Source organism: Halothiobacillus sp. DCM-1 (genome assembly GCF_045689735.1).
Lineage (GTDB): Bacteria > Pseudomonadota > Gammaproteobacteria > Halothiobacillales > Halothiobacillaceae > Halothiobacillus.
The window spans coordinates 1,953,104-1,960,000 of sequence record NZ_CP142685.1; the positions used below are offsets into that span (position 1 = coordinate 1,953,104).

A 6,897-nucleotide genomic window follows, 5' to 3' on the forward strand; every position below is an offset into this window, starting at 1 on the left:
GCTTATTGCCCCCGCATGAATAGCCGGTCGAGTTCCGCGAGGGAAAACTGCCGCCAGGTCGGACGACCGTGGTTACATTGATCCGCACGCTCCGTCGCCTCCATATCGCGCAACAGCGCATCCATTTCCGGGCGGGTCAGAGGGCGATTCGCCCGCACCGAACCATGACAGGCCATGCGCGAAAGCACGCGGTGAATCGGCGAATCGACGCCAGGATCCTGTTCATCACCCGATAAGTCCAATACCAATGCCTCAGCCAGCAAACCGCGCAGCAAGGCTTCCGGATCGGCACCCCGCAAGATGGACGCCAGCGCCGAGATCCGCAGGCTGACAGGTCCCACGCGTGTTACCGCCACGCCAAGGCGGGCAAACAGTTCGGACAAGCCCTCGACAGCCTCGGCCTCGGGCTCACTGACCGTGACAACCACCGGCAACAACAAAGGCTGCATCGCCATCTCCTGTCGCGCGAACGCCCCCTTCAACCGTTCATAGGTAATCCGTTCCGCTGCCGCATGCGCATCGACGATCACCAGACCCGCCGCGTTTTGCGCCAGAATGTAGGCGCCATGCAGATGCGCGAGGGCATAGCCCAGCGGCGGGATGACCGCATCGGGTACCGTGGCGGCCTCTTGCACCATCGATGGGAAATGCTGGCTATCCGCTGTCGTCGCGGGCTGGAGCAATCGCAGGTAAGACTGCACCGCCTGGGCTGGCGGCAACGGTTGTTCGCCCCACCCCCGCCCGGCGGTCGAACGCGCCATCTCCGTCGGCATTGCCGACTCCGAGGGTGCCCGTACGGCGGAATCCGCCAACGCGCGGTGGATCTCACGAAATAAAAAATCCTGCACTGCCCGTGCGTCGCGAAAGCGCACCTCCGCTTTCGTGGGATGCACATTCACATCTACCGACCGGGGATCCAGCCTGAACGACAAAACGAAGGCCGGATGACGCTGGTGATGCAACACATCCGCATAGGCACGGCGAATCGCGGCACCAATCACCCGATCCCGCACGATGCGTCCGTTGACGAAGAACATTTGTTGATCCGTCGTGGCACGGGCATAGGCGGGATCGGCAACCCAACCCTGCACACTCATACCGGATGCGGATGCATCGATCTTCCGCGCCCGATCGAGGAAGGCCGCGCCCAACATGGACTCGATCCGCGCTGCCGAGAGCCTGGATTCGCCGGTCGCGGGCACATCGAATACCTCGCGCCCCTGATGCAACAGCACAAATCCACAGGGGGGATAGGCCAGAGCAAACCGCCGCAGCAATTGGTCAATCTGACCGAATTCGGTGCGCTCGGTACGCAAAAACTTGCGCCGCGCCGGGGTGCTGTAAAACAAATCCCGCACCTCGACGGTCGTCCCGACCGGATGAGCCGCGGGTTTCGGGCTCGACCACTCCGGTGCCAGCGCCCAGGCATGATCCTGCCCGGACTGACGGCTGGTGATCTGAACCCGGGCGATGGCCGCAATGCTCGCCAGTGCCTCGCCGCGAAACCCCATGCTGGTCACTGATTCCAACTCATCTAGGGAGGCAATCTTGCTGGTGGCATGCGGTGCAAAAGCGAGCGGCAAGTCATCGTGCGCAATGCCCAGGCCATCATCCTGCACGCGGATCAGGCGCGAACCGGCATCCTCAACCGTGACCATAATCCGCTGCGCCCCCGCATCCAGCGCATTCTCGACCAGTTCTTTAACCACACTCGCCGGACGCTCAACCACTTCGCCGGCAGCAATTTGATTCACGAGTTCAACGGGTAAGCGGGCGATGATCGACATAAAAACACTTCAGGCGACGAAGGCCTCATTCTCCCCCGTCGCCCGATGGCAATCAAATCTCCGCGCTGACCGCCGCACTACAGCATGGCATAGCGCGTCCCTTCTGGCGCCTTGGCCGCATAGTAGGTATTGATGCCCTGCACGATCGATCGGGCAATTTCGTTCTGATATTTGGGTGTGCGCAACCGCGCCTCTTCTTCCGGATTCGAAATGAAGGCACTTTCTACCAGAATCGATGGAATATCCGGCGATTTCAGCACCACAAAACCCGCCTGCTGCACCCGACGAGAATGCAGATCCGAGACATCGCCAATCTGGCGCAGCACGCGGTTGCCAAAATCCAAACTATTTTCCAATGTTTTGGTTTGCGACAGATCCAACAACACCGACGCCACATCTTGATCATGATCGGCAATGGACGCGCCGCCGACAAAATCCGCCTCGTTTTCCCGATTAGCCAACCAGCGCGCGGCCTCCGAGGTAGCGCCATGCTGACTCAAACAAAAGACCGACGCGCCCCGGGCAGAAGTCACCCGGAATGCATCCGAATGAACCGAAATAAACAAATCTGCCTTCGCATTCCGCGCAATCGCCGTGCGGCCACGCAAATGGATGAACTTATCCGAATCGCGGGTCATCACCGGGCGAAGACCCGGCGTTGCCGCCACCAGATCCCGCAAACGACGACCGATATCCAACGCAATATGCTTTTCCTTGGTACCGCGATGCCCGATTGCACCCGGATCCTTGCCACCGTGCCCCGGATCGATCGCAATAACCAAATCTCGAAAAGCCGAAGCCCGCTTTTGCACTGCAGGGCGGCTCTCGGGGTCTTCGCGATGTTCGGCCACCAGCTGCGCGGCCTTATCGTGCGGCAGATCGACGACCAAGCGGTACCCCAATCCATCACTGGGCGGCAACAACAGCAATCGCGGCTTAACAGGCGCTTTGAGATCAAACACCAACCTCAAGCCAGTACCTTCACGGATACCGCTGCGGACTTCCTTGACGACCGACTGAGAGGGCGCTGGCGGAATATCCCGCGCGGCGAGGGTCGTCTGAGTTAAATCCAATACAAAACGGCTCGGATGCTCCAGCATGAAACTGCTGTAATCCACAGGCCCATTCATTTCAAAAACATAGCGGGTATAGTCAGGCTGTCGCGTGACCGCAACGGCACTGACCGCCCGCGCAGCCAATACCCGCTCGGGTGCCATCAAACCAAATACGGCGGTACTGGTGCCGAGCACCGCACCAAGAAATTGCCGCCGATTCCAAGGATATGCGGAATCACCGAACATGACACGCCTCCTGCCGCTAGCAAACCAAACCCTCACCATAAGTCGCGGGAAATCACGCCACCTGCCCAACGGATGACATTCTGCGCCAGAAGAAAAAAAGTTCAAGCTTTTTATAAAGATAAAGCACATCACTAAAGTGATTTATAAACCAAATGACACCCATTGGTAGTCAACGCAGGCAAAGACAAGCACAACATATAGTGTCTGAAAAGTATTTTGCGCCAAGCACGGCTTGTCGTCGGCTTTGAGCGGACACCGTCAAATGGAAGCCGAATCGATCATCGAACGGGGAAAGACATCGGGGAAAAAAGCGGATTATCGGAAAGATTCCCGAGTCGAATACAGGGCGCAAGGCTCGTGAGGCAGACAAAACAGACCGCCCGAGGGAAACACTGAATAAATCCATCCTCGGATTTACCCAGCGAATTGAATCACCGCCGCGTTGGAAAGCCTCTCCCAAACAGAAAGCCCGGACTGGATTAAGACGAACGCGGCACCGGGCAACAACAACTATTTCTTCGATTTAGTCGCGGGAGGGGTCACGGTCAAATGCGGCGACAATTTCATAAATGTTTTGTCCCCAACACCTCGAACCTGCTTCAACTCATCAAGCGATTTAAATCCTTGATGCTCGGTACGATATTTCACAATTTCCGAAGCCATTTTAGGCCCAATGCCCTTCACGGCCTCCAATTGAGCCGCTGTCGCCGTATTGATATCCACTAACTGCTCAGCCGCAAAGGCCATACCATACATCGTTGACAAGCTCAAAACACCCGCAAGAATCCATGCTTTCATATCATCACAATCCTCAATTGGCTCCACTCGCACACATTGCGAGCAACGGTGACAATACCAAATCACCAGCAAAACAAAACCCCCGTTGAGGCGGGGGTTTTGAGGGATGGGAGCCTGGCGTTGACCTACTTTCACATGGGGAGACCCCACACTATCATCGGCGATGCAGCGTTTCACTTCTGTGTTCGGGATGGGAACAGGTGGTTCCACTGCTCTATGGACACCAGGCGAATGGGTTAGGTAGCGGTTGCTACCGAGAGTGAATGCAGGACAAGTACAGATCTTGTGTTGCCAAGCTGTTTTGGCGTTATATGGTCAAGCCGCACGGGTCATTAGTACTGGTTAGCTGCACGCATTACTGCGCTTCCACACCCAGCCTATCAACGTTGTGGTCTTCAACGGCCCTTCAGGGGACTCAAGGTCCCTGCGAGATCTCATCTTGGGGTGGGCTTCCCGCTTAGATGCTTTCAGCGGTTATCCCGTCCACACTTAGCTACCCGGCAGTGCCACTGGCGTGACAACCGGAACACCAGAGGTGTGTCCATCTCGGTCCTCTCGTACTAAAGACAGCTCCCCTCAAATCTCGAACGCCCACGGCAGATAGGGACCGAACTGTCTCACGACGTTCTGAACCCAGCTCGCGTACCACTTTAAATGGCGAACAGCCATACCCTTGGGACCTGCTTCAGCCCCAGGATGTGATGAGCCGACATCGAGGTGCCAAACACTGCCGTCGATATGGACTCTTGGGCAGTATCAGCCTGTTATCCCCGGAGTACCTTTTATCCGTTGAGCGATGGCCCTTCCATACAGAACCACCGGATCACTAGAACCGTCTTTCGACCCTGTTCGACGTGTCTGTCTCACAGTCAAGCTGGCTTATGCTCTTACACTAACCGTACGATTTCCGACCGTACTTAGCCAACCTTCGTGCTCCTCTGTTACGCTTTCGGAGGAGACCGCCCCAGTCAAACTACCCACCATACACTGTCCCCGATCCGGATAACGGACCTAGGTTAGAACACCGAACATGCCAGGGTGGTATTTCAAGGTCGGCTCCACCCGAACTAGCGTCCGGGTTTCAATGCCTCCCACCTATCCTACACAAGCAGGTTCAATGTTCAGTGCAAAGCTATAGTAAAGGTTCACGGGGTCTTTCCGTCTAGCCGCGGGTACACTGCATCTTCACAGCGATTTCAATTTCACTGAGTCTCGGGTGGAGACAGCGCCGCCATCGTTACGCCATTCGTGCGGGTCGGAACTTACCCGACAAGGAATTTCGCTACCTTAGGACCGTTATAGTTACGGCCGCCGTTTACCGGGGCTTCGATCAAGAGCTTCGCTTGCGCTGACCCCATCAATTAACCTTCCGGCACCGGGCAGGCGTCACACCCTATACGTCCTCTTTCGAGTTTGCAGAGTGCTGTGTTTTTGTTAAACAGTCGCAGCGGCCTGGTCACTGCAACCCCCTTCCGCTTCAGGAGCAAGTCCTTACACGTACCGGGGGCGCACCTTCTCCCGAAGTTACGGTGCTATTTTGCCTAGTTCCTTCACCCGAGTTCTCTCAACGCCTTGGTCTTCTCGACCTGTCCACCTGTGTCGGTTTTGGGTACGGTCATTCATAACCTGAAGCTTAGAGGCTTTTCCTGGAAGCTGGGTATCAGTTACTTCGTCGCCGTAGCGACTCGTCGTCATGCCTCAGCATTAACCCCCCGGATTTGCCTAAGGGATCTGCCTACACACTTAAACCGGGACAACCAACGCCCGGCCAACCTAACCTTCTCCGTCCCCCCATCGCAGTTATGAATGGTGCAAGAATATTAACTCGCTTTCCATCGACTACGCTTCTCAGCCTCGCCTTAGGGGCCGACTCACCCTGCGCCGATTGACGTTGCGCAGGAAACCTTGGACTTTCGGCGTGCGAGGTTTTCACTCGCATTATCGTTACTTATGTCAGCATTCGCACTTCTGATACCTCCAGCATGCCTCACAGCACACCTTCGCAGGCCTACAGAACGCTCCTCTACCATGCCTTGCGGCATCCGCAGCTTCGGTACTGTGCTTGAGCCCCGTTAAATCTTCCGCGCAGGCCGACTTGACTAGTGAGCTATTACGCTTTCTTTAAAGGATGGCTGCTTCTAAGCCAACCTCCTAGCTGTCTATGCCTTCCCACATCGTTTCCCACTTAGCACAGATTTAGGGACCTTAGCTGGCGGTCTGGGTTGTTTCCCTCTTGACGATGGACGTTAGCACCCACCGTCTGTCTCCCGTAATTGCACTTCTCGGTATTCGGAGTTTGCCATGGTTTGGTAAGTCGGGATGACCCCCTAGCCATAACAGTGCTCTACCCCCGAGAGTGAGATACGAGGCGCTACCTAAATAGCTTTCGAGGAGAACCAGCTATCTCCGGGCTTGATTAGCCTTTCACTCCGATCCACAGCTCATCCCCAAATTTTTCAACATTTGTGGGTTCGGACCTCCAGTTGGTTTTACCCAACCTTCATCCTGGCCATGGATAGATCGCTCCGGTTTCGGGTCTAATGACCGCGACTGTCGCCCTATTCAGACTCGGTTTCCCTACGCCTCCCCTATTCGGTTAAGCTTGCCACGATCATTAAGTCGCTGACCCATTATACAAAAGGTACGCAGTCACCCCACAAAGGGGCTCCTACTGCTTGTACGCACACGGTTTCAGGTTCTATTTCACTCCCCTCGCCGGGGTTCTTTTCGCCTTTCCCTCACGGTACTGGTTCACTATCGGTCGGTAAGTAGTATTTAGCCTTGGAGGATGGTCCCCCCATGTTCAGACAGGGTTTCACGTGCCCCGCCCTACTCGTCATCATGATTGAGGCTTGCCGCATACGAGGCTATCACTCTGTATCGCCAGACTTTCCAGACTGTTCTGCTAAACGTTCAATCACTTCAGGGCTGGTCCCCGTTCGCTCGCCGCTACTAGGGGAATCTCGGTTGATTTCTTTTCCTGCAGGTACTTAGATGTTTCAGTTCCCCGC

3 protein-coding genes and 2 rRNA genes (1 of these 5 running past the window's edge) are annotated in these 6,897 nt (G+C 56.0%); all 5 read right to left on the reverse strand.

Going from position 1 to position 6,897, the window contains the following annotated elements; genetic code table 11:
* Positions 1–2 precede the first annotated feature (2 nt).
* Positions 3–1,787, reverse strand: coding sequence for a DNA mismatch repair endonuclease MutL (mutL, locus tag VOI35_RS09110; protein WP_407275738.1), 1,785 nt, complete (start codon positions 1,785–1,787; stop codon positions 3–5).
* Between the two features lie 77 nt (positions 1,788–1,864).
* The gene (locus VOI35_RS09115) at positions 1,865–3,088 is read right to left on the reverse strand and encodes an N-acetylmuramoyl-L-alanine amidase (protein ID WP_407275739.1); all 1,224 of its coding nucleotides are present in this window, start codon (positions 3,086–3,088) and stop codon (positions 1,865–1,867) included.
* Between the two features lie 510 nt (positions 3,089–3,598).
* The gene (locus VOI35_RS09120; protein WP_407275740.1) at positions 3,599–3,886 is read right to left on the reverse strand and encodes a ComEA family DNA-binding protein; all 288 of its coding nucleotides are present in this window, start codon (positions 3,884–3,886) and stop codon (positions 3,599–3,601) included.
* Positions 3,887–3,998: 112 nt separating this feature from the next.
* Positions 3,999–4,114, reverse strand: a 5S ribosomal RNA gene (gene rrf, locus VOI35_RS09125).
* 83 nt (positions 4,115–4,197) lie between these two features.
* Positions 4,198–6,897 (reverse strand): 23S ribosomal RNA (locus VOI35_RS09130); it runs 178 nt beyond the window's last position.

Bases quoted from the DNA above. Each gene is read 5' to 3' on its own strand.
- mutL (WP_407275738.1), bottom strand. From the start codon at position 1,787: ATGTCGATCATCGCCCGCTTACCCGTTGAACTCGTGAATCAAATTGCT.
- VOI35_RS09115 (WP_407275739.1), bottom strand. From the start codon at position 3,088: ATGTTCGGTGATTCCGCATATCCTTGGAATCGGCGGCAATTTCTTGGT.
- VOI35_RS09120 (WP_407275740.1), bottom strand. From the start codon at position 3,886: ATGAAAGCATGGATTCTTGCGGGTGTTTTGAGCTTGTCAACGATGTAT.